At 74.6% G+C, this 25747-nt stretch carries 18 protein-coding genes; 9 read left to right on the forward strand and 9 right to left on the reverse strand.

All coding sequences use genetic code 11. The annotated features are described in order from the left end of the window. Positions 1 to 3: 3 nt before the first annotated feature. Complete coding sequence (locus ACZ52R_RS25680) at positions 4 to 1395, forward strand: cytochrome P450 family protein (RefSeq protein ID WP_465662176.1); 1392 nt, start codon at positions 4 to 6, stop codon at positions 1393 to 1395. 86 nt (positions 1396 to 1481) lie between these two features. Then, positions 1482 to 2588, forward strand: a complete 1107-nt coding sequence (locus ACZ52R_RS25685) for an L-tyrosine/L-tryptophan isonitrile synthase family protein (RefSeq protein WP_465754220.1) — start codon at positions 1482 to 1484, stop codon at positions 2586 to 2588. 8 nt (positions 2589 to 2596) lie between these two features. Here ACZ52R_RS25685 and ACZ52R_RS25690 read toward each other — a convergent pair whose 3' ends face one another. The 3 genes from ACZ52R_RS25690 to ACZ52R_RS25700 all read right to left on the reverse strand — a co-directional run bounded on the left by ACZ52R_RS25690 (position 2597) and on the right by ACZ52R_RS25700 (position 5598). Then, entirely contained in the window at positions 2597 to 3397 is an 801-nt protein-coding gene (locus ACZ52R_RS25690) for an ABC transporter ATP-binding protein (protein ID WP_465620785.1), read from the reverse strand. Further along, positions 3394 to 4413, reverse strand: a complete 1020-nt coding sequence (locus ACZ52R_RS25695; RefSeq protein WP_465754239.1) for a FecCD family ABC transporter permease — start codon at positions 4411 to 4413, stop codon at positions 3394 to 3396. Before ACZ52R_RS25695 ends, ACZ52R_RS25690 begins: the two co-directional genes overlap by 4 nt. 102 nt (positions 4414 to 4515) lie before the next feature. Further along, complete coding sequence (locus tag ACZ52R_RS25700; protein WP_465662175.1) at positions 4516 to 5598, reverse strand: ABC transporter substrate-binding protein; 1083 nt, start codon at positions 5596 to 5598, stop codon at positions 4516 to 4518. 256 nt (positions 5599 to 5854) lie between these two features. Here ACZ52R_RS25700 and ACZ52R_RS25705 point away from each other — a divergent pair, with 256 nt between their 5' ends. After that, complete coding sequence (locus ACZ52R_RS25705; RefSeq protein ID WP_465754221.1) at positions 5855 to 6757, forward strand: helical backbone metal receptor; 903 nt, start codon at positions 5855 to 5857, stop codon at positions 6755 to 6757. Positions 6758 to 6812: 55 nt separating this feature from the next. Further along, on the forward strand, positions 6813 to 7862 hold the full coding sequence (locus ACZ52R_RS25710) for a transglycosylase SLT domain-containing protein (RefSeq protein WP_465754222.1): 1050 nt from the start codon (positions 6813 to 6815) through the stop codon (positions 7860 to 7862). A gap of 78 nt (positions 7863 to 7940) precedes the next feature. Here the strand turns inward: ACZ52R_RS25710 and ACZ52R_RS25715 are convergent, their stop codons facing one another. The 3 genes from ACZ52R_RS25715 to ACZ52R_RS25725 all read right to left on the reverse strand — a co-directional run bounded on the left by ACZ52R_RS25715 (position 7941) and on the right by ACZ52R_RS25725 (position 13606). After that, positions 7941 to 10175, reverse strand: a complete 2235-nt coding sequence (locus tag ACZ52R_RS25715) for a hypothetical protein (protein WP_465754223.1) — start codon at positions 10173 to 10175, stop codon at positions 7941 to 7943. 206 nt (positions 10176 to 10381) lie between these two features. Next, positions 10382 to 11968 carry a lipase maturation factor family protein gene (locus ACZ52R_RS25720; protein WP_465754224.1) on the reverse strand — a complete coding sequence of 529 codons (1587 nt, stop codon included), beginning with the start codon at positions 11966 to 11968 and terminating at the stop codon, positions 10382 to 10384. A 561-nt stretch (positions 11969 to 12529) separates the two neighbouring features. Beyond that, positions 12530 to 13606, reverse strand: a complete 1077-nt coding sequence (locus ACZ52R_RS25725) for a GAF domain-containing protein (RefSeq protein WP_360490331.1) — start codon at positions 13604 to 13606, stop codon at positions 12530 to 12532. Between the two features lie 423 nt (positions 13607 to 14029). Between ACZ52R_RS25725 and ACZ52R_RS25730 the strand changes: the two genes are divergently transcribed. From ACZ52R_RS25730 to ACZ52R_RS25750, 5 genes are all read left to right on the forward strand, one after another. Continuing rightward, positions 14030 to 15298, forward strand: coding sequence for an acyl-CoA dehydrogenase family protein (locus ACZ52R_RS25730; RefSeq protein WP_465754225.1), 1269 nt, complete (start codon positions 14030 to 14032; stop codon positions 15296 to 15298). Between the two features lie 520 nt (positions 15299 to 15818). Beyond that, positions 15819 to 17921 carry a sensor histidine kinase gene (locus ACZ52R_RS25735; RefSeq protein ID WP_465754226.1) on the forward strand — a complete coding sequence of 701 codons (2103 nt, stop codon included), beginning with the start codon at positions 15819 to 15821 and terminating at the stop codon, positions 17919 to 17921. Then, a complete protein-coding gene (locus ACZ52R_RS25740) occupies positions 17921 to 18352 on the forward strand; it encodes a roadblock/LC7 domain-containing protein (protein WP_360490335.1) in 432 nt (143 codons plus the stop codon). The genes ACZ52R_RS25735 and ACZ52R_RS25740 overlap by 1 nt, the downstream gene beginning before the upstream one ends. Further along, positions 18349 to 18732, forward strand: coding sequence for a DUF742 domain-containing protein (locus ACZ52R_RS25745; RefSeq protein WP_350629240.1), 384 nt, complete (start codon positions 18349 to 18351; stop codon positions 18730 to 18732). The genes ACZ52R_RS25740 and ACZ52R_RS25745 overlap by 4 nt, the downstream gene beginning before the upstream one ends. Positions 18733 to 18795: 63 nt before the next feature. Then, positions 18796 to 19371, forward strand: a complete 576-nt coding sequence (locus tag ACZ52R_RS25750; protein WP_360490337.1) for a GTP-binding protein — start codon at positions 18796 to 18798, stop codon at positions 19369 to 19371. A gap of 137 nt (positions 19372 to 19508) precedes the next feature. Here ACZ52R_RS25750 and ACZ52R_RS25755 read toward each other — a convergent pair whose 3' ends face one another. From ACZ52R_RS25755 to ACZ52R_RS25765, 3 genes are all read right to left on the reverse strand, one after another. Next, positions 19509 to 19961 carry a MarR family winged helix-turn-helix transcriptional regulator gene (locus ACZ52R_RS25755; RefSeq protein WP_360490339.1) on the reverse strand — a complete coding sequence of 151 codons (453 nt, stop codon included), beginning with the start codon at positions 19959 to 19961 and terminating at the stop codon, positions 19509 to 19511. Positions 19962 to 20064: 103 nt separating this feature from the next. After that, positions 20065 to 22017, reverse strand: a complete 1953-nt coding sequence (locus ACZ52R_RS25760; RefSeq protein WP_465620798.1) for a hypothetical protein — start codon at positions 22015 to 22017, stop codon at positions 20065 to 20067. Then, positions 22014 to 25745, reverse strand: a complete 3732-nt coding sequence (locus tag ACZ52R_RS25765; RefSeq protein WP_465754227.1) for a vWA domain-containing protein — start codon at positions 25743 to 25745, stop codon at positions 22014 to 22016. Before ACZ52R_RS25765 ends, ACZ52R_RS25760 begins: the two co-directional genes overlap by 4 nt. Between the last annotated feature and the right edge of the window lie 2 nt (positions 25746 to 25747).

A 25747-nucleotide genomic window follows, 5' to 3' on the forward strand; every position in this document is an offset into this window, starting at 1 on the left:
CAGATGACCGACACGATCCCCGACACCGCCCCCGACCCGATACCCGGCCCCGCCCCCGACCCGATCGCCGACCCTGTCCCCGGCTCGGCCGCGACCGACGACACCCCGCGTTGCCCGTACGGGCACGACCGGCTTCCCTCCCCCGTCCCGCTGTACGGTCCGGCGTACAAGAGCGACCCGTACCCGCTGTACCGGCGGATGCGCGAGGCCGGGCCGGTGCACCGGGTGGAGTTCCCGAGCGGCATCCACGCCTGGCTGGTCACCGGCTACCAGGCCGCCCACGCGGCCCTCAACGACCCGCGCCTCGGCAAGAACCACGCGCTGGGCAACGACGATTGGCGCCGACTCGCGTCGATCATGCCCGAGCCGCAGCACTCGCAGCTCCAGGTCCACCTGCTCCACCAGGACCCGCCCAAGCACACCTCGATGCGCCGGCTCGTCCTGGACGCCTTCGCGCCGCGCCGGGTGGAGTCCCTGCGCCCCCGGCTGCAGGAGCTGGCCGACGCCCTGGTGGACGAGCTGCCCGAGGCCGGCGGCGCCGACCTGGTGGCCGGTTTCGCGGCCCACTACCCCTTCCGGGTGCTCGCCGAAGTCATCGGCCTCCCAGCCGAGTTGGCGGACCGCTTCGACCGTGACTGGGGCAAGGTGGTCCAGCCCGTCGGCCCGCAGGACCCCGGCCGCCCGGCGTACGAGGCGCGGCTGCGCGGCCTGCAGCGGTACATCGCCGACGTGGTCGCCCGCAAGCGCGCCGACTGCCGGGAGCCCGGCTGGACGGAGTCCGAGGACCTGCTCGGCCGGCTCGTCGCCGCCCACGACGCGGGCGAGTTGAGCCGCGAGGAGCTGGACTCCATGGTGTTCCAACTGCTGGTCGCCGGGCAGGAGCCGGTCACCAACCAGATCACCACCATGCTGATCACCCTGCTGCGCCACCCCGAGCAGCTCGACCGGTTGCGCGACGGCATCGACGAGCCCGGCCTGCTCGACCGTGCGGTGGAGGAACTGCTCCGCCACGACGCCGCGTTCGAGCTCACCACCTGGCGGTTCTTCGCCGAGGACAGCGACCTGTTCGGCACCACCGTGCCGGCCGGCGACTCGGTGATCGTCTCGCTCTGCGCCGCCAACCGCGACGAATCCCGGTTCCCCGAGGCCGACCGCCTCGACCTCGACCGCTCCCCCAACGCCCACCTCGCCTTCGGCCACGGCATCCACTACTGCCCCGGCGCCGCCCTGGCCCGGGCCGAACTCCGGATCGCCATCGGCACCCTGCTCACCCGCCTGCCCGGGCTGCGCCCGGCGAAGGCCCCCGGGGACGACCTGGCCGACCTCACCTGGATCCCCGCCGTCCTGGCCCGCGGGGTCAACCGCCTCCCCGTCGCCTACGACCGGCGCCGCTGACCGCCGCTGACCCGGGGCCCCCGCATCCGATACCCGGCTCCGCCTGCCCGAGCCCGCCCCACACCACCATCCGTGGAGGACCCACCATGCCGCCCGCCGGCACCGCCACCACTCCGATGCCCGTCACCGACACCAGCACCAACACCGTCACCGGCACCGGCACCGGCACCGGATCAGGACCCACGGCCGAGGCCGAGCGCCTCGCCGCCCGCATCCTCGATCTCCTGCTGCCGCACCGCCGCGCCGCCGACCCGGAGTTCGACGCCCGACCGGGGCACTTCCCGCTGCAGCTCGCGCAGTTGGCGGACTTCATCGCCGCCGGCGAACCGATCGTGTTCACCCTGCCCGGGTTCCCCTGCAAGTCGCCGAACCCGGCGAAGGTGCTCGGCCACCTGCCCGACGAGGGCGAACGACTGTCGCTGACCTTCCTCGACCGGCTCTGCGCCGAGATCGGCCGCCTCCACGAGCCCGGCGCCCGGATGCTGATCTGCTCCGACGGGCACATATTCGGCGACCTGATCAACGTCCCGGACGACCACATCGACGCCTATTCCGACGAGTTGACCGCCATGATCGCCCGCGAGGGTCTCGGCCACCTCGCCACCTTCGACCTGCGGGCCGTCCTCGGCGACCTCCCGTACGACGAGAAGAGAGCCCGGGTGCACGAGCGCTACGCCCCCACCGTCGAGGAGTTGCGCGAGCAGGTGCTGGCCGAGGAGGAGACCCTTCGGCTCTACCGCGGCATCACCCGCTTCCTCACCGAGGACTCCATCGGCTTCACCGGCACCCGCTCGGCCCTGCAGCGGGAGTGCCGCCGCCGCGCCTACGGGGTGATCCAGCGCAGCCGTGCCTGGGGCGAGTTGATCGCCGAGCAGCACCCCCGGGCCGTCCGGCTCTCCATCCACCCGCAGCCGGCCGGCGTCTCCAAGTTCGGCATCCGGCTGCTGGCAGCGGCCGACGTCTGGACCACGCCCTGGCATTCCTCGGCACTCCACCGAGCGGACGGTGGATGGGAGTTGCTACGCAGCGAGGAGGCCGCACGGCTCGGCCGGCTGGTGCTGCGCGACGGCCGACCGAGCCACTACGAGGGCCACGTCGAAGGCCATGTCGAGGGCCATGGCCAGAGCGACGACCGGGGCCACGACCCGGGCCACGACCCGGGCCACGGCCAGAGCCACGACGCGAGCCGCTGAAAGGCGGACTACGTCCCGATCACGGAGGCCACCGCACCGGCCGGGGTGCGGTGGTCGAAGGCGATCAGCGGGTCGCCGGTGAGCGGGTGCTCGATCACCGCCGCCCGTACCCCGAAGACCTCCGCCAGCAGCTCGGGGGTCAGTACCTCGCGCGGCGCCCCCGAGGCCACCAGGGCGCCGCGGTGCAGGACGTGCAGCCGGTCGCAGACCGAGGCGGCGGCGTTGAGGTCGTGCAGGGCGACCAGCGTGGTGCGGCGCTGCTCGCGCAGCAGGGCGAGGAGTTCGACCTGGTGCCGGACGTCCAGGTGGTTGGTCGGCTCGTCCAGCACCAGGACGTCCGGCTGCTGCGCGAGCGCGCGGGCCAGCAGCACTCGTTGCCGTTCCCCGCCGGACAGTTGGGTGAAGCGGCGGTCGCCGGCGGTCGCCATGCCGACCCGGGCCAGGGCCTCGGCGGTGATCCGGTGGTCCTCGGCGTCGTCGGCGGCGAAGGCCCGCTTGTACGGGGTGCGGCCCATCGCGACCACCTCGCGGACGCTCAACTCGAAGTCCCCGCCGCGCTCCTGGGGCAGCGCGCCGATGTGCCGGGCGGACTGGGCCGGCCGCAGCTCCGCCAGGTCCCGCCCGGCCAGCAGCACCCGCCCGGTGCTCGGCCGCAGGTGCCGGTAGACGGTGCGCAGCAGGCTGGACTTGCCGCTCCCGTTGGGCCCGACCAGTCCGGCGATCTCCCCCTCCTCGGCGACCAGGTGGACCCCGGCCACCACCGTCCGCCCGGCCAGGGCGACACTCAAGTCCTCGACAGCGATCCTCAATTGCGCTCCAGTCGTCGGTCCAGCAGGTAGAGCAGGGTGGGGGCACCGAGGACGGCGGTGACCACGCCGATCGGCAGTTCCTGGCCGTCCAGGGCGGTGCGGGCCACGGTGTCGACGACGACCAGCAGCAGCGCCCCGGTGAGCGCGGACAGCGGCAGCAGGCGCCGGTGGTCGCCGCCGAGGAGCAGGCGGCAGACGTGCGGCACCATCAGGCCGACGAAGCCGATCGCGCCGGAGACGGCGACCAGCACCCCGGTGAGCACGCTGGTGACGACGAAGACCTCGCGGCGCAGTCGGGCGACGTCCACGCCGAGCCCGGCGGCCGTCTCGTCACCCATCAGCATCGCGTTGAGCCCCCGGGCACGGGCCTGCAGCAGGGCCAGGCCGAGCGCCACGGCTACGGCGGGGACGGTGAGTTGGGCCCAGACGGTGCCGCCGAGGCTGCCCATGAGCCAGAACAGCACGCCCCGGGTCTGCTGCTCGTCGCGGGTCTGCAGGACGAGGTAGCTGGTGACGCCGCCGAGGAACTGGGCGATGCCGATGCCCGCGAGGACCAGGCGCAGCGGGGAGAAGCCGCCGCCGCGCCGGGCCATCAGCCAGACCAGGGAGAAGGCGGCGAGCGCGCCGGCGAACGCCGCCAGGGAGACGGTGAGGCCGAGCGCGCTGCCGAAGGAGAGCTGGAGCCCGAAGGTGGTGCCGAGGACGATGGCGGCGACCGCCCCGAGGGAGGCGCCGGAGGAGATGCCGAGGAGGTACGGGTCGGCGAGCGGGTTGCGGACCAGCGCCTGGACGGCGGTGCCGACCAGGCCGAGACCGGCGCCCACCACGGCCGCCAACAGGGCGCGCGGGACGCGAAGTTGCCAGACGATGAGGTCGCGAGTGCCGGGTTCGGCGGCCCGCCCGGTGAGCCGGCGGGCGACCACCGACCACACCTCGCCGGGCGGGATGTCCACCGCGCCGAGCGAGACGGCTGCGGTCAGCGCGAGCACCAGGGCGACGGTGAGGACGGCGGCCAGCGGCCCGGCCCGCAGCGTGCGGGCCGGGCGGCCGGTGCCGGCTGCCTCGTTCGCGGTCTCGGCCTCGGCCTCGGCCTCGGCGTGAACGGCCGACGTCACCTTCTACTGCCCGTTCTTGACGAGGTCGGGGTGGACGGTCGCCGCGATCTGCCGGACGGCGTCGGCGTTGCGCACACCCGCGATGGTGGTCGCCTCGGAGCCGAGCCGGACGAAGTGCCCCTCCTGGACGGCCTTCAGGCCCTGGGTCGCCGGGAAGCTCTTCAGGAACGCCTCGGCGTCGTCGAAGGCCTTGCGGGTGGCCTCCTCGCTACCCCGGTTGCGGACGGCGAGCTGGATCCAGTCCGGGTTCTTGGCGACGACGTCCTCCCAGGAGCCGGGCTTGAAGTCGGCGTCGCAGTCGGCGAACACGTTGCGCGCCCCAGCCTGGGTGATCACCGCGTTGGCGACCTGCCGGCCGCAGACCGCCACCGGCTGCTTGGTACCGGCGTCGAAGTCGAAGACGAAGTAGCTCGGCCGCTGCCCCTCCGGCACGGCGGCGAGCGCGGTGCGCACCTCGCCGACCTGCTTCTCCATCCCGGCCACCAGCTCCTCCGCGCGGGCGGCGGTGCCGGTGACGGCGCCGAGCCGGCGGATGTCGTCCTCGACGCCCCCGAGGTCGGTGCGCGGCGCCTTGGCGGCCTTCGGGGTCCCGGCGCAGGCGGTGGAGAGCAGGTAGACGTGCTGGATGCCGGCCGCCGCGAACTCCTCCTCGCTCGGTCCGATGGCGCCGCCGCCCATCATCGGCATCGCACTGAAGGTGTCGACGTACAGGTCGGCGCCGGAGCCGAGCAGCTTCTCCTTGGGAATGGCCTTGTCCCCCAACACCGGGACCTTGCCGCCCTGTTCGGCGAGGTCGGCCGGCAGGGTGCCCTTGCCGGGCGGGAAGCCGGTGCCGACCACCCGGTCGCCGGCGCCGAGCCGGAGCAGCATCTCCAGGCTCGACGCGTTGCTGGTGACGATCTTCGTCGGTGCCTTGGCGATGGTGGTCTCCTTGCCCGCGCAGTCGGCGACCTTCACCGGGTAGGCGCCGCTCGGGGCGGCCTGGGCGGTGACGGAGTCGCCCCGTCCACCCCCGCCACCGCTCCCGCAGGCCGTGGCGAACAGGGCGACGGCGGCCGCGATTCCGCAGACAACGCGTGGGCGCATGACAACTCTCCTGGTCGGTGGTCCGTGCTCGGGCCCGTGCTGCGGACCCGGACCAGGTAGTCGGACGACCCGGGCGGCGGGTTCCCGCAGGATTCACGGACCGCTCGCACAGGCCGACGCCATCCCGACCGGCCCGCAGGACCCGGCCTGGATCCGGCCTGGATCCGGCCTGGATCCGGCCTGGATGCGGCCTGGACCCGGCCTGCAGGATCCGGGACGCAGGATCCGTGACGCAGGCCTGGCCTAGGCTGGCCCGATGGCCGACCCCACCGCGCTGCGCGACGACCTCGACCTCCCCGTCCGGCTCGGGCCGCGCCCGCCCCGCCGGGTGGTCTCGCTGGTGCCCTCGCTGACCGAGGCGGTCGCTGCCACCGCGCCCGGGCTGCTGGTCGGCGCCACCGACTGGTGCAGCCACCCCGCCGACCTGGCCGTCACCCGGATCGGCGGCACCAAGAACCCGGACGTCCCGGGCATCCTCGCGCTCGAACCCGACCTCGTCATCGCCAACGACGAGGAGAACCGGCGCCCCGACCTGGACGCGCTGCGGGCGGCCGGCGCCCCGGTCTGGGTCACCGACATCCGCACCCTGGACGACGCCTTCCGCTCACTGGACCGGCTGCTGACCACCGCCTGCCGACTGACGCGCCCCGCCTGGCTGGACGAGGCGGAAGCGGCCTGGGCGCCGGTCGGACCGGTCAGGCCTGTCGGACCAGTCGGGTCAGTCCGGCCGGTCGGGCCGGTCGGGCCGGTCGGGCCGGTCGGGCCGGTCGGGCCGAGCCGAGCGGTCCAGGAGCCCGACGGCCCGAGGGCGATCGTGCCGATCTGGCGCCGCCCGTGGATGGTCCTCGGCCGCGACACCTTCGCCGGGGACCTGCTGCGCCGTCTGGGCCTCCGACTCGTCCACGCCGACCACCCCGAGCGCTACCCGGCCATCCCGCTGCCCGAACTGCTGGCCTGCCGACCGGAGTTGGTGGTGCTGCCGGACGAGCCGTACCGCTTCACCGCCGAGGACGGCCCGGAGGCGTTCCCCGGAACACCGGTCGCACTGGTCAGCGGACGGCACCTGACCTGGTACGGACCGTCCCTCGTCACGGCACCGGCCGTCCTGCGGCAGGCGCTCGGCCACCCGTTCACACAAGGCCGGAGCGGCACCTCATAGGATGACCGCCACGCGCCGGGACCACCGGTGACCAGTGGGGGGACCACAGATGAGAGTGAGCACCACACGGCGGACCCTGGTCCTGGTGTCGGCAGTCGCCGTGGCGACCGCCGTCCTGGCGGGCTGCGGCACCGAGCACGCCGACAAGCACCAGGACGCGGCGGGCGGCAGCACCGTGGTGACCGCGAGCGACGGGCCCAGCGGGCCCTCCAGCACGAGCCCGTCCGCGAGCGAGGCCCCAAGCCCGACCGCCCCGGCGACCGCGACGCCGACCGCAGGCGCGGGCGCCGGTGCCTCGCCGAGCCCGAGCCCGAGCGCCCCCGCCGGCAAGGCCGGGAAGTCCGCGCCGAGCACGCCGCCGGGCACCGCCGCCAAGGCCGGCGGCGGCAACCTGCCCGCCGGGGTGACCACCCAGCCACCGGTCGCCAAGCCCGTCGTCGCGGCCCCGGTACCGACCGCCAAGCCCGGCCCGGTCGCGCCCCCGCCGCCACCCGCGCCGCCGACCCCGCACGTGCCGCCGCTGCAGAGCAGCTGCAAGCCCAGCAAGCCCCGGCCGGACGACCCCAAGGAAGCCGTCTCGGCCGCCCTCACCGCCGCCGCCGGCCAGTCCCGGACGCTCAAGCTGAGCACCGGCGGCACCGACCAGCTCCCACCGCTGCCCGTCAACCTGGTAAAGGCGATCGCCTGGCAGGAGAGCGGCTGGCAGTCCGGCATCCTCGCCTGCGACGGCGGGATCGGCACCATGCAGGTCATGCCGAACACCATCAGCTGGATGAACGGCAAGTTCGGCACCACCTCGGACGCCAACACGCTCACCGGGAACGTCCAGCTCGGCACCCAACTGCTCGGCTGGCTCGCCGCCTACTACGGTGACTCCTCCTTCGGCGGCACGTACGACCTCTCCCCCGACCCGGCCACCGGCAAGACACCGCTGCTCGACCTGGTCGTCTCCGCGTACAACGCGGGCGCGGGCAACGTGCACTACAACGCCGTCACCGACCCGACCACGGGCGAGGTCGTCGGCAGCCTGGTCATCCCCAACCCCGGGTACGTCGCCAGCGTGAAGGCACTGATGTCCAGCCAGCCGTGGAACAAGGCGGGCTGACGCAGTCCCCCGGGACATGGCAGGGCCCGGGACGCACGATCGCGTCCCGGGCCCTGTCCGTCCGGCGGTTTCCCCTCGTCAGCCGCGCGCGGCGGTGACGGCGGCGCCCAGCGCCTCCTTGATCCTGGGGCCGAGCCGGCCGAAGCCCAGCTCCTTCATGGCCGCCCGCAGCAGCTCCTCGTCGCTCCGCTCCACACCGTCGCCGTCCACCCACCGCACGACGGCAAGCAACTCGTCGGCCGAGTAGGCGGTCACGGGGCGACCGGGCGTGAAGTCCGGCTTCGCAGCACGGGCAGCGTCCTCGTCGGCGACGGGGGCATCCGCCTCGGCGGCTGCCTCCTCGGCGACGGGCTCCTCGGCGGGCTCCACGACGGCGGGCTCCACGACGGCGGGCTCCTCGACGGCGGGCTCCTCGACGGCGGCCTCAGGCTCGGCCTCGGCAGCAGGCTCCTCCACCTCGGCGGCCGGCTCCTCCACCTCTACGGCAACAGCCTCGGTCTCGGGCTCGGCCACTGGGGCCTCGGCCTCGGCGACGGGCTCCTCGGCCACGACCTCGGCCACCGGCTCGACATCGGCAGCTTCCTCAGCAGCCACCGTCACCTCGGCAACGGGCTCCTCAGCGACAACCTCGGCCACCGCCACGTCGTCGGCAGCCTCGTCAACCTCGGCGGTGGGCTCCTCGTTGACGACCTCGGTCTCCTGGTCGGTCGTCTCCACCTCGGCAGCAGGCTCGTCCGATTCGACGACCGGCTCCTCCGCGACGACCTCGGTCTCCGTCACCTCGGCTTCAGCCTCGACCGCAGTCTCAGCAGCGGGCTCCTCGACCTCGGCGGCCGACTCGGCCTCCTCCGCCGCAGCCTTCTCCACCGCTGCGGCCTCGGCCAGGGCGGCGGTCGCGGCGGCGACCAGGTCGTCGGCGGCCGGGGAGGGCGCCGGCAGGGAGACCACGGCAGCCGGGGCCTCCTCCTCCGTCAGCTCCTCCGCCACGGTCGGCTCGACGTCGGCGGCGTCCGTGTCGACATCCGAACCCGACACCGCCTCGGCGTCGACCGCGTCCTCGGTCTCGGTCACGGTCTCGGTCTCCGTCTCGACCGCGTCCTCGACTTCGGCGTCGGCCTCAAGCTCGGCAACAGCCTCGGCGGCCTCCTCAGCAGGAGCCTGGGCCGGGACCTCCTCCACGAGCCCGTCCCGCTGCCCACCGGCCAGCGCCTGACGCGCTACCGCTTCAGCGTCGACCTCGACGTCGACCTCCAGCTCGGCCTCCACCTCGGCCTCGACCTCGGCCTCGACCTCGGTCTCGACCTCCGCGACCGGCTCCGAGACCGGCTCCTCGACCGCCGTCTCCTCGGCAGCAGCCTCCTCCGCCAGCCCGTCCCGCTGCCCGCCCGCCAGCGCCTGGCGGGCCGAGTACGCGGCCTCGGCGGCGCGGCGGTCGGCCTTGGCGGCGGCGAGTTCGGTGAGCAGGTCCCCGAGGCCGGCCTCCTCCAGAGCGGCGCGCAGGCCGCGGATGGTGGGGAGACGGTAGAGGGTGCCCTCGTCGGCTGCGAGCCGTTCGACCAGGTCGATGAGGTCCGCGAAGGGCAGTCCGTCCAGGTCGTGGTCGGGCAGCAGGCGGTCGAGGTCGCGCAGGCCGGCGTTGATCGCCTCGAAGGCCTGGGCGGTGCGCTCGACCAGGGCGCCGTCGGCGGGCGCCGCCGGGAGGGTGCCGGCCGGGGCGAGGGCGGCCCAGGCGCGGCGCTCGATCTCGGCGGAGGTGAGGGCCTCGTGCAGGTCCTCGCGGCGGACGCGGCGGTCGTTGGCGAGGGCGGTGGCCTGCTTGCGCAGTGAGCGGCCGCGCAGCCAGGAGAGCTTGACGCCGTTCTCGCGGCGCCAGGCGCTGTCGGCGGTGGCGGCGGCGAGGGCGCCGAGGTCGGCGTCGTACGCGGCGGTGGTGAGGGTGGCGGCGGTGCGGTGGACCCGCTGGAGCATCTCGACCAGGAGCGCGGTCTTGGCGACGGTGTCCGGCTCGTCCAGCTTGACCTCGGCGGCCAGGGCGGTGACGGCCTCCCAGGTCTGCTGCAGGTCGCGGCCGCGCAGTTCGGCGAGCGCGGTGGAGGCGGCGCGGGCATCCTCCGGGGTGGCGACGGTGTCGACGGCCGCGTACCAGGCGTGGGTGTCGGCGGTGAGGGTGAAGGCCCCGAGTTCGGCGTAGCGGCCGAGGTCTTCGCGGAGGTCGGGCTCCGCGACGGCGTCCTGGGGGTCCTTGACGTCTGCGGCGTCGGCGACGTCCACCGGGTCGGCTGCGTCGGCGTTGCGCGAGTGAAGCACTGTCATGTGAGGTCCGGTTCTGGGCGACGGCGGCGGGGCTGGCGACGAGGGGCGGCGGACCGGTTGCGCGGGGGCTGCCCCTGGGGCGGGGCGAGGGGCGCGCGGTCGGGCTGCCGCTTGTGGAGGCCCAGAATACGGGTGCCCGTTCGAGCCTTGCACGCACCCACCGCCCCGACGGGCCGGTGTCGTATGCCATACCCCCCACCTGGCCGCTACTCGGGGGATCCGCCCGGGTGGTCCGGCCCTGGTCCGGACGGGTGTCCGGGCCGCCGAACGGTGGACGGACCGGGGGTGCGGCGGGGCCGCCGCGGCCGCTCCAGCGGGACCTCGCGGACGCTGGGGCGTGGTCGGCCGAGCGGTGGTCGGTACCCGGCCCGACCGAGGGTGGGCAGGTCGACCGGCGCGAGGTACTCGTGCAGCGCGGTGCGGTGCCACCACGCGCCGGTTTCCCGCAGTTCGCGCCAATCGGTGAACCGGTAAAGGTGGAGGGTCGCCCGGACGTGGGTCGGCGGGGTGTCCGGGAAGGGGTTGTGGCGCAGCAGCCGCAGGGTGGGCGGGTCGCCGGCCAGCAGGCGGGCGACGAGGGGCAGGAACCAGGGGCGGGCGTAGCCGGGCGAGATGCCGGCGAACCACATCAGCCAGTCGAGCCGCAGGTGGTAGGGGGCGTACTGGCGCGGCAGGCGGCGCACGTCGCCGGGTTTGCCCTTGAAGCCGTACTCGCGCCAGACGGTGCGCGGGGTGAGGACCGCCTCGTCGGTGCCCTCGACCACGACCTCCTGACGGAGGCGGTTGACGCTGCCGAAGGCGCCGTAGGTGTTGACGAGGTGGAGGCGGTTGAAGGAGCGGTTCATGACCTGGCCGCGGGAGACCATGTTCCGCACCGGCCAGTAGCTGAGGACGACGACGGCCGCGGTCAGCGCGATCACCAACGCCTCGTACCAGAGCGGGGTGCCGGGGTAGGCACGGGCGTGGACGGGCAGGCCGATGCGGGCCGGGTCGACGGCGGCGAGGGCCAGGGTCACGGTGAGCCAGTTGAGCCAGGCGAAGTTGCCGGAGGCGATCAGCCACAGCTGGGTGGCGACGACGGCGCAGGCCGCGTAGCTCGCGACCGGTTGTGGGAGCAGCAGGCAGACCGGTACGACGAGTTGGACGACATGATTGGCCGCGACCTCGACCCGGTGCAGCGGGTCGGGCAGGTGGTGGAAGAACCAGCTGAGCGGCCCGGGCATCGGCTGGGTCTCGTGGTGGTAGCGGAGGCAGGTCAGGTCGCGCCAGCAGCTGTCGCCGCGCAGTTTGATCAGTCCGGCGCCGAACTCGACCCGGAGGACCAGCCAGCGCATCAACCACAGCACCAGGGTGGGCGGGGCGGTGTCGGCGTTGCCCAGGAACGCGCCGAGGAAGCCGGCCTCGAGGAGCAGGGACTCCCAGCCGAAGGAGTACCAGGTCTGCCCGACGTTGACGATGGAGAGGTAGAGGGCCCAGAGCACCGCCCAGAGCAGGATCGAGACCCAGAGCGGGACAGCGTCGCCGAGCCCGGCCGTGACGGCGGCGGCGAGGGCGGCCCCGCCCCAGGCGACGGCGGCGAAGAACCGGTCGCTGTAGTGGAGGTGGAAGAGGCCGGGTGCCTGGCGGAACGGGACGCGGGCGGTGAAGCGGGGCACCGGCAGCATGCCGTCCGTGCCGATGAGCGCGCGGAACTGCGCGGCGGCGTTGAGGAATCCGATCAGGTACAGGGCAGCGAGCAGGCGTTGGACGAGCAGCCGGCTCAGCCAGTAGTCGGGGGCGGCGAACCAGTCCATGCGGCCCATGCCTACCATCGCCGCCCGGCGGGTGGGCCCGGCCGGGACGCGGACGGCGGACGGTTCACCCGCTCGGCCCGGCCGAACTGCGCCGCGCCGCACGGCCGGCCCCGAGCCGGGGGCCCTGAGCCGAACCCGAGCCGAACCTCGAGCCGGAGCACCGTAGGGCCCCGGACGGCACCGTGGCGGGGAGCCTCTCCTCGGGGGTGAGAGGCGCCCCGCCACGGCGGTGGGCGGTACGGGTCGTACAAGCAGTGCGAGTGGTGCACGTGGTGCCGGTCGGACGGATGGTGCGGGTCGTACGGATGGTGCGAGGTTGTACAGGTGGTGCGGGTCGTACGGATGGTGCGAGGTTGTACAGGTGGTGCGGGTCGTACGGATGGTGCGAGGTTGTACAGGTGGTGCGGGTCGTACAGGTGGTGCAAGTCGGGCGAGCAATGCGGGTAATACGGGCCATACCGGTGGAGCGGGCAGTGCGAGCGGTTCGGGCAGTGCGAGCCGGGTGGAACGGACGGTACGGACGCGGGCCGCGGTGCCGCGGGTGGGCGGCCGGTCTGCGGTTCAGCTCGGCAGGACGAGTCCGGTCCCGCCGGCGATGCCCGGGCGGCCGGTGGGGGTCGCGGCGCCGCTCTGCTGCAGCCGGTCGACCAGCAGCGCGGCCAGCGTGCCGAGTTCCTCCTCCGTGCGGGACTGCGCGGTGACGTCCATGCCGACGGTGAGGACGCCGTTGACCTGGCCGGTGCGCGCGGTCCGCAGCGGGGTGCAGGTGAAGCTGAAGACCTGCTGGATGCGCTGGGCCTCGGGGCGGGTCGACTGCACCCGGACCTCGTTGAGGACGGTGGTGCGGCCGGTGCGGTAGGCCTCGGAGACGGCCTGCTGGAGGCCGGCCACGCCGAGTTGCGGGTAGGCCTGCCCGATCGCGCCGTACGCCACCGGGGCACCGAAGGTGTCGGCGTGCTGGGCGTTGGCGTAGCGGATCTCCTGGCCGGGGCCGTCGGTGAGCATGATGGGGAACGGGGAGCCGTCGAAGGCGGCGAACATCTCGTGCTGCTGGGCGAGCAGGTTGTCGCGCAGGCGGATCTCGGAGAGCAGGGCCTCGGCGAGGTGCTGGATGTCGCGCAGGCGCTCGCGTCCCCACTGCCGGGGTTCCCGGTCGAGGACGCAGACGGTGCCGATGACGGTGCTGGTGTCGTCGACGAGCGGGGCGCCGAGGTAGGCCCGGACGCCGAGTTCGTCCACGACCGGGTTACCGGCGAACCGGGGGTAGGCGAGGATGTCGTCCAGCGCGAGGGGCGAGCGCTGGGCGACCACGTGCGGGCAGAAGCCGTGGCTGAGCGGCATCTGGCGGGTGGGGAGGTCGAAGGCGATGCCCCGGTCCGCCCAGGAAGCGCCGTCCTCGTGCGCGATTTCGGTCGAAGTTGGCGGAATGTAGAGCCCTCGGAACATCTGGCGCTCGTCGTTGATGAAGTTGACCATCGCGATGGGAGCGCGGGTGATGCTGGCTGCCAGGTGGGCGAAGCGGTCGAAGGCCTCGTCCGCTGAAGGGTCGTTGAGACCCAGGCTACGCAGTCTGCGGGTTCGCTCGGACTCCCCGGCGGCACCCGGGAACTGGCCTTGAGTGCTCATCACATCAGTCATGGCGAACATGTAATCAGACATCCGGGCGCTTCGGTGGAACCGGGACCGGCCGCCACCCGCTGCTGATGAACAGTCAAAACCGCACGTGAGCGGCGGACCGCAGGCTGTGGCGTGGGCCAAGATCACTTCCCAGTCGGTATCGCGTCGAAACTCGTCCGAAGAAGGACGCGCCGAATCCCGCCAATCCAAGATCAGATCTGTGTAAGCCCGCACAGACATATGACAATGAGCCCTGCCGAAGACACGGACGGTAATCCCCGCTCCTCGGGGACACCCGCCCCAGGGTCCGCATGCACCGGTTGCGAAGGAGCGATCGGCCCCCACCCCCTCCGCACCCCCACCGGTCCCCTCGGGGGAGCGACCGGAGCGGCATCGACGGCATGAACGGAGGCACGACACCCACCGGGACGAGAGGACTAGAGCATGACGATGGACTACTTCACCGATGAGCGGCACGAGAACCTCCGGGCAGAGGTCCGTGAGTTCGCGGAGAAGGAGGTGCGTCCTCAGGTGGCCCGGATGGAGAGCGACCGGGAGATCGAGTTCGACCTCGCCCGTGAGATAGCCCGTCGCGGCTGGATCGGCGTCACCATTCCCCAGGAGTTCGGCGGCCTGGGCCTGGGGCACCTCGCCAAGACCATCATCGTGGAGGAGCTGGCCCGGGTCAGCGGCGCGATGGGCGCGATGGCTCAGGCCTCGCAGCTCGGCGTCGCCAAGGTCATCCACTTCGGCTCGAACGTCCAGCGGCGCAAGTGGCTGCCCAAGTTCGCCTCCGGCCAGTGCCTGCCGACCATCGCGGTCACCGAGCCGGAGTCCGGCGGCCACGTGCTCGGCATGGCCGGCACCGCCCGCCGCGAGGGCAACGAGTACGTGCTGAACGGCCGCAAGTGGTTCGTCGGCAACTCCCACATCGGCGACGTGCACGGCGTGGTGTTCCGCACCGGCAAGGGCAGCGGGGGCCTCTCCGCCTTCCTGGTCGAGAGCGACCGCCCCGGCTTCCGCACCGGCGCCGTCGGCACCCAGGGCGGCCTGCACGGCTTCAGCTTCGGCGAGTTGGTCTTCGAGAACTGCCGCATACCGGCCGGCAACCGGCTCGGCAAGGAGGGCCAGGGGCTGGACGTCGCCTACTCCTCCTCCACCCTGTACGGCCGCCTCAACCTGGGCGCCGTCGCGCTCGGCATCCACGTCGCGATCGTCGAGGACGTGGTGCGCTACGCCGAGGAGCGTGTGCTGTACGGCAAGCCGCTCAACGAGCTGAACAGCGTCGCACTGAAGCTCGGTGAGCTGCAGTCCAAGCTGATGACCGCCAAGCTGGCCGCCTACCACGCCTCGCACCTGCTCGACCACGGCAAGCCCTGCGACGCCGAGCTGATGAACGCCAAGCTCATCAACACCGAGTACGCGATGGACTCGGCCCGCAGCGCGATGGAGATCCTCGCCGCCCGCGGCACCCAGGAGGAGTTCAACATCATCCGCTACCTGCGGGACGCCACCCACATCTACGCCCCGGCCGGCACCTCCGACGTCCAGCGGCTACGACTCGGCCAGGTCGCCTCGGGCACCTACGGCAGGCAGTGGTCGGCCGAGCTGTCCGACCTGGCCAGCTGGGCGTGGACCGAGCTGAACCAGCTGGAGGCCGAGGGCCGGAACGAGCGGGCCGGACAGGTGGTACAGATCCCGCTGGCGAGCTGATCGTCGGCACCCGACGTCCGGTCGGGACCCGAACGGACCGGCCGACGTCGGACCTGACGGACCCGGCGGACGTCGGACCTGGCAAACCTCGGACCGGACGGACCGGGCGGACCGGGCGGGCCGGGCGGGCCGAACGGTGGCGACCCTTCAGCATACGACCGTTTGACCTGTTCCTGACGACAATCCGGGAGGCGCACCCCGCCTCCCGGAGAGCCGTCCGCACGCCGCAGCCACAGCCCTGAGCTGCTGCGATACGTCAGCGAACACTTCCGTCCACAGGGCCGGTCGAGCCCATCAGCCCTTCACATATCGTCAGTTGATGTTGCGATGAGGGCACCTGGGACTGATAGGTTTCCTGCCGTCGGCGGCCGTGGCCGTACTCCGCCCGGACGATGACACCGCGTCACCTCGTCCGGCGACCCCGGCCTCGGCGCCCTGAAGCCCGCCCGGGCCACACGGGCCGACCCGCCGTTCGGACCCGCGACCCGGCCTGCAACTCGGCCCTGCAACAAGGAATCAGATGCCAGGCATATCGGCCCCCCGCACGGGCCACCGCGCCGGCCGGTCCGGCTCCCTCCGAAGCTCGCTCCTCGCCCTCGTACTGGTCCCCAGCCTGGGCCTCGCCGCCGCCTGGGGGTACGCCGCCTACCAGCTGCGCGACGCCGAGCACCGCACCGCGGTGCTGATCGGCACCATCGTCGTCGCCGTGGTCCTGCTGTTCAGCCTGGTCCGCGGCATCCGCGCCGCCCGGGCCCTGTCCGGCCGCCTGTCCGGACTGCGCGCCGACACCCTCTCGCTCGCCCAGCAGGAGATCCCCGACGTGGTCGGGCGGCTGCGCGCCGGGGAGCCGGTGCCCACCCCGCCCGCCTGGGCGCCCTCCCGCCGGATCGGCGACGAGGTCCAGCAGACCGCCGACGGCCTCGCCGCCGTCCGCCAGGCCGCCGTCGCCGCCATCGTCCACCAGGCCCAGGGCCGCGAGGGGACGAAGAAGGTCTTCCTCAACATCGCCCGCCGCACCCAGATCCTGATCCACCGCCAGATCAGCATGCTGGACGCGCTGGAGCGCGAGCACGAGGAACCCGAGCTGCTGCGCGAACTGTTCGCGGTCGACCACCTGGCCACCCGGATGCGGCGCAACGCCGAGAACCTGGTCATCCTCGGCGGCGCGCTGCCCGCCCGCCGGTGGCGCAACGCCGTGCCCATGGTCAACGTGCTGCGCAGCGCCGTCTCCGAGACCGAGAACTACGCCCGCGTCGTCGTCCAGGGCGTGCCGCGCGCCTCGCTCAGCGGGCAGGCCGTCGCCGACCTCATCCACCTGATCGCCGAACTGATCGAGAACGGCACCACCTTCTCCCCGCCGTACACCCAGGTGCAGGTCTCCGCGCAGGAGGTGCCCAAGGGCCTGGCGGTCGAGGTCGAGGACCGCGGCCTCGGCATGAGCGAGGAGGAGTACGAGCGGCTCAACGAATACCTGGCCAACCCGCCCGAGCTGGACGTCTCCGCGCTCGGCGACGACCTGCGGCTCGGCCTGTTCGTGGTCGCGCGGCTCGCCGCCCGGCACGACATCCAGGTCACCCTGCGGCCCTCGCCGTACGGCGGCACCCGGGCCGTGGTGCTGGTGCCCTCGGCACTGCTGGAGCAGGCGGAGCAGCCGGCCTCGGTGCCCGGACTGCCGTCCGGCGCGCGGGTCACCCGCACCCCGGTGCCGGAGGCCCAGCCCTCGGCGGACGGCGACCTCGGGGACGCCGACGAGGGGTTGTCGGGCGCGCTCGCCGGAGTGCTCAGCGGGCTGCTGGGCAACGGCCCGGCGGGGCCGGGCGATGCCGGGAACGCGGGGGCCGCTCCGGCCGACGGAGCTCCGGGGCCGGTTTCCGGACAGGTCGCTCCCGCGGGGCCCGCCAACGGCGGTCTGCCCGTCGGTGCCCAGATCCCCGGGCTGCCCGGTGCCGTGGTCGTTCCCCGGCCCGCCATGCCTCGCCGGTACGAACTTCCGGGCGACATCGCTGGTGACCTCCCGGGTGACGTCCCGGCCGACCTCTCGGGTGACGTCCCGGCGGGCGCGCTCGTGGACGGTCCGCCGACGGGCCGCCACGACGCGGACCTCCCGGCCGAGCCGGCCGCGGTGCTCTTCGACGGGGTCCCCGCCGACCGCGTCGCGCCCACCCACGAACGCCCGCAGGAGGACCACGTGGCGCACGGCCCGGACGGCGAACTGCGCACCCCGCGGGTCCTCCCGCAGCGGGTCCGCAACGCCAGCCTCGCCGAGCAGCTCCGCGAGGCCAACGCGCCCAGCACCCTGCCGCCGCCGTCCGTCCGCCGCTCCGGCCCCGTCGGCCCTGTCGGCGCCGCCGCGCCGCCCCACCCGACCATGCCGACCATGCCGGCCTCCCCGCTCGCGCCCCGGTACGGCGGTGCCGATGGCGACGCCGAAGCCGAGGACCCGACGCCGCAGCGCTCCCGCGCCACCATGGCCGCCATCCAGCGCGGCACCCGGACCGCCCGAGCGGCCGGCACCGAACCGGGCGCCCCCGCCTCCCCCGCGCCCGCCGCACCCCACACCCCGGCCGCACCTTCCGCCACCCAGGAAGCCTCCGCCGCCCAGGAAGCCAAGGAACAGCAGTGATGACGCAGCACACCGAACCCCAGCGCGACCTCAACTGGCTGCTGGACCAGCTGGTGGCGCGGGTACCCGAGACCCAGCACGCCATCGTCCTCTCGGAGGACGGCCTGCTGGTCGGCATGGACCAGGGCCTCGACCGGGCCGACGCCGAGCACCTGTCCGCCGTCGCCTCCGGCCTGCAGAGCCTGGCCCGCGGCGCCGGGCACCGCTTCAACGGCGGGCGGGTCCGGCAGACCGTGGTCGAGATGGACCAGCTGTTCCTGTTCGTCACCACCGCCGGGCAGGGCGCCCGGCTCGCCGTCCTGACCAGCGAGCAGGTGGACGCCGGACTGATGGCGTACGAGATCAACATGCTGGTCAAGCAGGTCGGCCAGTACCTCACCGCGGCGCCGCGCAGCGACGCCGGCCAGGTCGGCGTGGGTGGCGGTGCGTGACCACCGCCGACGCCGACGAGGGCTGGTTCTACGACAAGGACGCCGGCCATCTGGTCCGCCCTTACGCGATCACCAACGGGCGCACCGGACCGGTCCGTGACGGCTTCGCGCTGATCACCCTGGTGGTCACCGCCGACCCGCGCACCGACACCACCCGGCTCTCGCCCGAACCGGCCGCGATCATCGACCTGTGCCGCGAACGTCCGCTGGCCGTGGCCGAGATCGCGGCCACTCTCGACCTGCCGGTCAGCGTGGTCAAGGTGCTGCTGGACGACCTGGCCGAGGCCCGGCTGATCCTCACCCGCGCCCCGGTCCAGCTCGCCGAGGCACCGGACATCTCGCTGATCCAGGCCGTGATCGAGGGCGTCCGCCGCCTCTGACCGGAGGGCACCCCCGCCACCCCGGTTGCCTCGTGCTCCCAGTTCCCTTTCAGGAGACCCGAATTGACGACCCAGAGCCTGGTGCCGGGCGCGGTCAAGATCCTCGTCGCCGGCGGATTCGGCGTCGGGAAGACCACCATGGTCGGCTCGGTCAGCGAGATCGAACCGCTGCAGACCGAGGAACGGATGACCCGCGCCAGCATCGGGGTCGACAGCCTCGAAGGCGTCCAGGACAAGTCCACCACCACGGTGGCCATGGACTTCGGGCGGATCACCGTCCGCGAGGACCTGGTGCTCTACCTCTTCGGCACGCCGGGGCAGTTCCGATTCTGGTTCATGTGGGACGACCTCGCGCTCGGCGCCCTCGGGGCGATCATCCTCGCCGACACCCGGCGGCTCGAATCCAGCTTCGCCGCCGTGGACTTCTTCGAGCAGCGCGGCATCCCGTTCGCGATCGGCGTCAACTGCTTCCACGGTCGCCGGGAGGCCACCCCCGAGGAGGTCCGCCGCGCCCTCGACCTCGGCCCGGAGGTCCCGGTCCTGCTGTGCGACGTCCGGGAGCGGGCGTCCAGCAAGGAGCTGCTGCTCGCCCTGCTCGACCGGGTGCACCGGAACGCCCTGGCCACCGGGCGGCGGTGAGGGCAGGCCCCGGCTCGACTGGCAGACGCGGCTCGGCGGGCAGCCGTAGCTCGGTCGGCAGTCGCGGCTGTGCGGACGGCTGTAGCTCGGCCGGCAGGCGCGGCTGACCGTCGAGCCGGCCGGGCCAAGCTACGCGGTCAGGCGTGCGCCGGGTCGAGCTCGGCAAGCGAGTCGACCAGCGGGGCCAGCTCGGGGATCTCGGTGGCCTGGGCCAGCGTCGCCTCCAGGGCGGCGTCGTGCACCGGCCGGGCGGTCGCCAGTAGGTCGCGGCCGTCCTGCGTCAGCTCCGTGTAGATGCCGCGCCGGTCGTCCGCGCAGAGGTAGCGGCTCAGCAGGCCCCGGTCCTCCAGGCGGCTCACCAGCCGGGTGGTCGCGCTGCTGCTCAGTGCCGCCGCCCGGGCCAGCTGCTGCATCCGCATGTGCCAGCCGTCCTGGCGCGAGAGCGCGTCCAGCACCGTGTACTCGACCACCGAGAGCTTGCACTCGGCCTGGAGTGCCTTCTCCAGTGCGGCGTCGATCATTCCGTGCAGCGCGGCGAGCGTGCGCCAGCCACGGGCCCGGACCTCGGCCGCGTCGTCGCGGATCCCCATGGCGCGCCGTCCTTTCCGCTGCACCGCGTGTTCGGTGCCTCCTCACGACAAGTATGCCAGTCGGCGCGGATTACCGGTCCTTGCAAATAGTTCGACTTATGGCTCACCCCTCCCCGGTCCAGGCCGCCGAGCAGAACGCCGTGGCCAGCTCCTCGGTGTACCAGGCGGCCGCCAGCCAGGCCCCGGCGAAGGCGTCGTGGTCGTCCGCCACGATCCGGCCGAACACGTCGCGCCGCTGGGCCGTCGCGGCGGCCCGCAGGCCGTCCAGCAGCCCGGCGGCGGTGGCCAGCCCGGCGGCGCGCAGCAGGCCCCGGTCGGCCGCCGCCGTGGCCCCGCTCGGCGCGAGGGCGTGCCGGCCGGTGGTGACCGTCTGCTCCACCCGGCGGCCGAGCACGTGCACCGGCGGACCGTACGGCGTGCGGAGCTCCGAGCTTTCGGCCGGTTCTTCGGGCGCCGCTTCCGGGGGCGTGAGGTCGGCGGTCTGGAGGCGTTCGAGGCCGAGGTTGACCCGGCCCGCCCGGTCGGCTTGAACCAGCGGGTCCGGGGCCAGCGGGCCGGTGGCCTGCGAGTCCGGCGCCTGCGGGGGCGTGCCGATCGCGAGCAGGCGCAGCTCCGGGCGGTCCGCGCGCTCCAGTCGGCCGACCATGCGCAGCCGCAGGCCGGGCACGGTGGCGAGCAGCGCGAGGTTCGCCCGGAAGGGCAGGTCGGGGTGCTCGTGCGGCGCGCGCAGGGCGATCACCGGGCCGCCCGCCGTGCACCGCGCCAGCAGCTGCGGCGCCCCGCCCGGGCCGGTGGGGGCCGTGCCCAGCAGTGTGACGTCCAGGAAGAGCAGGTCGCTCCCGGCGGGTCGGCTCTCGTACGGCAGGTCCTGGGCCGCGAGCGCCCGCGCCACCTGGACGGCCACCGGTTCGGCCCAGAGCCGGGCCGCCGGCTCCGCCGTCCACGCGGCGCCCGCCGCGCGGACTGCCCGGACGGTGGCACCGGCCCCCAGCCGCCCGGCGGCGGACCGGGTCGCTCCCTGGACGGCCAGCCCGGCGCGGCTGAACTCGCGGAGGCTGAGCGCGGTGTCGCCCAGCCGGACCGTCCGGTTGCCCGCCCCGACCGCCTGCGGAGCGGCGGCCGCCGCGTCGTCGTACGGCATGACCTCGGCGATCGTGCTGAGACGCCCGTCGGCGTCCACCGCCCAGCTGACCGCGCCCGCGTGGGTCGCCGTCAGCACCGGTTCGGCGAACAGCCCGTAGAGCCGCAGGCCGCCCTCCTCCCGGTAGCTCTGGCGCGCGGTGCCGCGCAGCTCGGCGACCGGGCCGGTGCCGGCGGCCAGGGCGGTGGTGAGGCCGAGCAGCTCGCGCAGGCCGGCCACCAGGTCCGCCAGCCGGTGGTCGGGCGCACCGGACCGGGCCGACCGGACCCGGGTCACGACGGCGACGGCCACCGCGGCCGGGCGGTGCAGGCCCGCGAGCCGGGCCCGGTGGGCGGCGCGCAGGAGTTCGGCCTGGGAGACGGCGCCCGCGCCGCTCACCCCGGCGGCGAGGACGGCGGCCGCGGCCCGGTGGAGGTGGCGGGCGGCATCGAGTTCGGGGGCGGTGAGAGCGGTGGGGGCGGTGGGGGGTGTGGGACCGGTGGCGGGCGTGGTGGCCGCCGGTCCCGTCGGCGCCTGGGGTGTCCCCGGCGGCGCCTCGGCCGCTGCCGCCCGCGATGCCGTTTCGGCCGGCTCCGTCGCGCCGGTCGGCTCCGGCGGCTCCGGCTCCGTGGCCTCGGTGAGCGGGCAGAGGCTGACGGCCGCCGCCCGGTGCACGCAGGCCGGGGCGAGGAGGCAGCCGCAGCGGACGCCCGTCTGGTCGGCGACCGTCCCACCCGGGGCGTGCAGGACGAGCACCGTCTCCTCGTCCACCTCCACCCGCCACTCGTCACCCGCGCGCGCCACCGGACGCTCCGCCAGCTTCGCAGCCGCGCCGTCCAGCCGCTTCTGCAGCCGGGCGCTCAGCCCGGCCACCACCTCGGCGACCACCTCGGGCCGCACGCCCGGCCACTCGTTCGTCCGCACCGTCACACTCATCGCACCTTCTCCCCCACCCAGCGGGCCAGTTCCAGCGGGCTCAACGCCGCCACGGGCATACCGGCCGCGACCAGTCGGCCCGCGACCGCCTTCGAGTAGCGGGCCGTCCCGGTGTCGTCCAGCGCCGCGCAGCCCAGCAGGTGCACGCCGGAGTCCACCAACGCCCGGGTCTGGGCCAGCAGCCCGGAGACCGGCCCGCCCTCCTCGAAGTCGCTGACCACCGCGACCAGCGTGCGGGACGGCACCGTCACCAGCTCCCGCGCGTAGCGCAGGCCGCTCGCGATGCTGGTGCCGCCGCCGATCCGCACTTCCAGCAGCAGGCTCAGCGGGTCCTCCACGCGCTCCGTGAGGTCGACGACCTCGGTGGAGAACGCGACGAAGTGGGTGCTCAGCGAGGGCACCCCGGCCAGGATCGAGGCTGTGAGCGCCGCCCAGACCGTGGAGGCCTCCATCGACCCGGAGACGTCCACGACCAGGATCAGCCGCCAGTCGTTGGCCTGCCGCGCCCTGGTCCGGAACACCGGGCGCTCGGGCACGATCAGGGTGCCGCCCCCCGGCGCGGGACGGGCGGTGGCCAGGTTGGCCCGGATGGTCCGGTCCAGGTCCAGCCCGCCACCCGGACGGCGGGACGGGCGCGGCACCGCGATCCCGGTCAGCGCCGGGCGCAGCCTGGTCGCCAGCTCCCGGGTCAGCTCGTCCACCAGGCGCCGCACCAGCGGGCGCAGCCGCGCCAGCCGGGCCTCGGGCAGGCCGCCCGCGTGCTCCAGGACGGTGCGCAGCAGGTCGACGGACGGGCGGACGGCGGACGGGTCGATCGCCGCCAGGACGTCGGTGCGGCCCTGCGCGACGGCGGCGGCCAGCACCTCCTCCCGCAGGCCCGGGCCGAACAGCGACTCCAGCTCCTCGGCCCACTCCCGCACCCCGGGGTAGGGGGCCTCGCGGCCGCCCCGGCTGCCCCGGCTCCCCACGCCGGGACCGGAGCCCTCGCCGTGCCCGCTGCCGTACAACTCGTCCAGGGCGGTGGCGAGTCGGGCGCCGCGGCCGCTCAGGCCGCCGTTGCCGGGGCGGCCGAGGAGCAGCCGCCAGCGCTCGGCGGGCGCGAGGGTGTGGTGGGCCGGGTCCGCCGCGGCGACGTGCTCGGGGGCAAGCTGTGACGCCGGGGCCGGATCAGGGGCCGGATCAGGGGCCGGATCGGGGGCCGGATCAGGGGCCGGATCGGGGGCTGCCGGTGCCGGTGCCGGTGCCGGTGGCAGCAGGCCGCGGCGGGCCAGCGCGGCGCGGGCCGCGAGGTCCGCCCGCACCCAGCCGGCGAGCACGGCGGGGCCGGCCTCCTCGGGCAGCGCGGTGAGCCGGGTGCCCAGGTGTTCCTCGACCAGGGCCAGCAATCGGTCACGGGCGGCCGGACTGAGCGTGTCGAAGCCGCCGCGCAGCACGGGCAGCCGGTCCAGGAAGGCGTCGTCGGGCAGCGAGGTGACCCGCTCCAGCACCGGCGCGAGCGCCTCCGGGGCGGAGTCGAACAGCCCCTCCGCCGCCGTCAGCAACCCGACCAGCGCCCGCCCGAGCGCGTGCCGCGCCTCCGGACCGGTCGCCCCGTCCACCCACGAGGCCGCCCGAGCGCCCAGCACCCCGGCCGCCTCCTGCCCGAGCAGCACCCGCACCGCCCCGGCCGCACCCCGCACCAACGGACTCCCCCGCTCGGCGAGTTCGGCCAGCGCGTATGACGGCCGAACCCCACCCAGCCGATCCGCGCGCCGCGCCAACTCCACCAGCGCCCGGGCGTCCTGCGGATCGTCCGACCCGCCCAGCCCCTCCAACTGCCGCACGGCGGCAACCGTCAGGACCTCCCCGGCGGCCGCCAACGGCCCGGCGGAGGAGGAGGGAGAAGAAGAGAAGGGGGAGGAGGAGCCGGACGCCGGAGCGCCTGAGGTAGGCGAGGCAGATGAGGCAGGTGAGGCAATGTCCTGACCACCGGGCGCGGCTGGCGCCCCCTCCTCGCTGGGCGCCGTGTTCTCCCCGCTCTGGGGGCAGCCCGGGAAGTGGCCGGCGGCGAGGCGGTCGAGAAGGGAGAGGGCGTCGAGGAGGTCGGGGAGGGTGGCTGAGGCAGGGAGGGTGGTGGTGAGTTGGGCGAGGCGGATGTCGGTGAGGGCAGGGAGGGCGCAAGAGGCGGCGGCGGTGAGGCCGTCGATGATCTCGCGCGGGGTGGGGTCGGCGGTGAGGCGGGTGCGCAGGGCGCCCTCGGCGGCCTGGGCGGGGGTGACGCCTCGGGTGCCGGCGACCGTGAGCATGGCGGCGGTGGCGGGTGTCCAGTGGAGGCGCCAGCGGGTGCCGAGGGTTTCGGTGCCGCCGGCGCCGGTGGTGGGGACGGGGTCGGCGTAGGGGACGTCGCAGGCGGTGAGGCGGTGGAGGAGGATCTCGCGGCGGCGGTCGAGGGGGCTGCGCAGCGGGTCGAGGCGCAGGTCGCGGGGGCCGGGGTCGGCGGGGCCGGGGAGGCCGAGGTCGGCGAGGAGGGTCTCGACGGCCGGGGCGAGTCCGCTGCGCGGGGCGGCGGAGCTGGGGCGGCCGGTGCGGGTGCCGATCAGGACCTGTTCGAGGGCGCGGGCGACGGCCCGGCCGCGGCCGAGGGGTTCGCCCTGGGCGAGGACGGTCTGGACGGCTTCGACCAGTTCACCGCGGCCGGGGACGGCGTGGCCGCGCAGCCGGGCGAGGTCGCCGGCCAGGCGGACGATCTCGCGGGCGTCGGCCGGGCCGCTGGGGTGGTCCTGGCTGCGCAGGGCGGCGCAGATCCGGACGGCGGTGGTGGTGAGCGCCTCGGCGAGCCGTTCGGGGTCGCCGCCGGCATCGAGGACGGTGTGCTGCCACTCCGGGTCGCGGATGCCCGCCGGGTAGCCGGAGCGGGCGTCGAGCAGCGGGTAGGTGTACGGGATCAGGGAGAGGACATGGCCGGGGTCGTCCGGGTGCGGCGGCTCCTCGGTGGCGATCGGGCCGTCCAGCAGGGCGGAGGCGTGGAAGGCGCCGACCACGGCGGCGATCCGGCGCCCGCCGGCCGAGGCGGCCCGGATGCGGGCGCGCATCCAGGCCTCGCGGCGCAGGTCGTACGGGTCGACGCCGGGGCCGGTCTCGGCGTCGTGGCGCAGTGCCCAGCCGACGAGCAGGGCGGCGCGCCGGACGGCTTCCGGGGTGGAGCCGGGGGCGGCGGTCTCGACCAGCCGGTCCCACAGGTCCTCGTCGGTGTCCCGGCCGGTGAGGCGGTGGCGCAGCGCGTCGGCGACGCCGGGGGCGTCCGGCGCCCCGCCGATGCGCCGTCCTTCGCCGGCCCGGGTGGTGCGGTGGGCGAGCGGGAGGTCGCAGGCGATGGCCTCCACGCCGTTGCGCCGGGCCCACCGCAGGGCGGCGAGCTCCGGGGAGAAGTCGGCGAACGGGTAGAAGGCGGGGCCGCCCGCCTCGTCGGGTCCGGCCGGGGCGGCGGCGAGGGCGACCGGGGCTTCGGTCGCCTCGTCCGCGAGCGGGCCGAGCCAGGGCTGGAACTCGGCGGGCAGTTCGACCAGCACCGCCTCCGGTCGGGCGGCGTCGAGCAGCGCGGGGACGACCGCGCTGAGGGACGGCGCGTGGTGGCGCACGCCGATCAGGTAGGGCCCGGGGCGGCCGGCGCCGGAGGCGGCCAGCCGGTCGGCCTCGGTCCGGACCGTACGGTCCGCGTCGTCCGGGACGGGGGTCACCGCGCTGCTCATCG

It is taken from the genome of Kitasatospora sp. NPDC034023, from assembly GCF_055575795.1.

What these genes read in the sequence shown, in the direction of transcription:
- ACZ52R_RS25680 (WP_465662176.1), top strand. Translation starts at nt 4, where the DNA reads ATGACCGACACGATCCCCGACACCGCCCCCGACCCGATACCCGGCCCC.
- ACZ52R_RS25685 (WP_465754220.1), top strand. Translation starts at nt 1,482, where the DNA reads ATGCCGCCCGCCGGCACCGCCACCACTCCGATGCCCGTCACCGACACC.
- ACZ52R_RS25700 (WP_465662175.1), bottom strand. Translation starts at nt 5,598, where the DNA reads ATGCGCCCACGCGTTGTCTGCGGAATCGCGGCCGCCGTCGCCCTGTTC.
- ACZ52R_RS25705 (WP_465754221.1), top strand. Translation starts at nt 5,855, where the DNA reads ATGGCCGACCCCACCGCGCTGCGCGACGACCTCGACCTCCCCGTCCGG.
- ACZ52R_RS25715 (WP_465754223.1), bottom strand. Translation starts at nt 10,175, where the DNA reads ATGACAGTGCTTCACTCGCGCAACGCCGACGCAGCCGACCCGGTGGAC.
- ACZ52R_RS25720 (WP_465754224.1), bottom strand. Translation starts at nt 11,968, where the DNA reads ATGGACTGGTTCGCCGCCCCCGACTACTGGCTGAGCCGGCTGCTCGTC.
- ACZ52R_RS25725 (WP_360490331.1), bottom strand. Translation starts at nt 13,606, where the DNA reads ATGACTGATGTGATGAGCACTCAAGGCCAGTTCCCGGGTGCCGCCGGG.
- ACZ52R_RS25730 (WP_465754225.1), top strand. Translation starts at nt 14,030, where the DNA reads ATGACGATGGACTACTTCACCGATGAGCGGCACGAGAACCTCCGGGCA.
- ACZ52R_RS25735 (WP_465754226.1), top strand. Translation starts at nt 15,819, where the DNA reads ATGCCAGGCATATCGGCCCCCCGCACGGGCCACCGCGCCGGCCGGTCC.
- ACZ52R_RS25740 (WP_360490335.1), top strand. Translation starts at nt 17,921, where the DNA reads ATGACGCAGCACACCGAACCCCAGCGCGACCTCAACTGGCTGCTGGAC.
- ACZ52R_RS25755 (WP_360490339.1), bottom strand. Translation starts at nt 19,961, where the DNA reads ATGGGGATCCGCGACGACGCGGCCGAGGTCCGGGCCCGTGGCTGGCGC.
- ACZ52R_RS25760 (WP_465620798.1), bottom strand. Translation starts at nt 22,017, where the DNA reads ATGAGTGTGACGGTGCGGACGAACGAGTGGCCGGGCGTGCGGCCCGAG.
- ACZ52R_RS25765 (WP_465754227.1), bottom strand. Translation starts at nt 25,745, where the DNA reads ATGAGCAGCGCGGTGACCCCCGTCCCGGACGACGCGGACCGTACGGTC.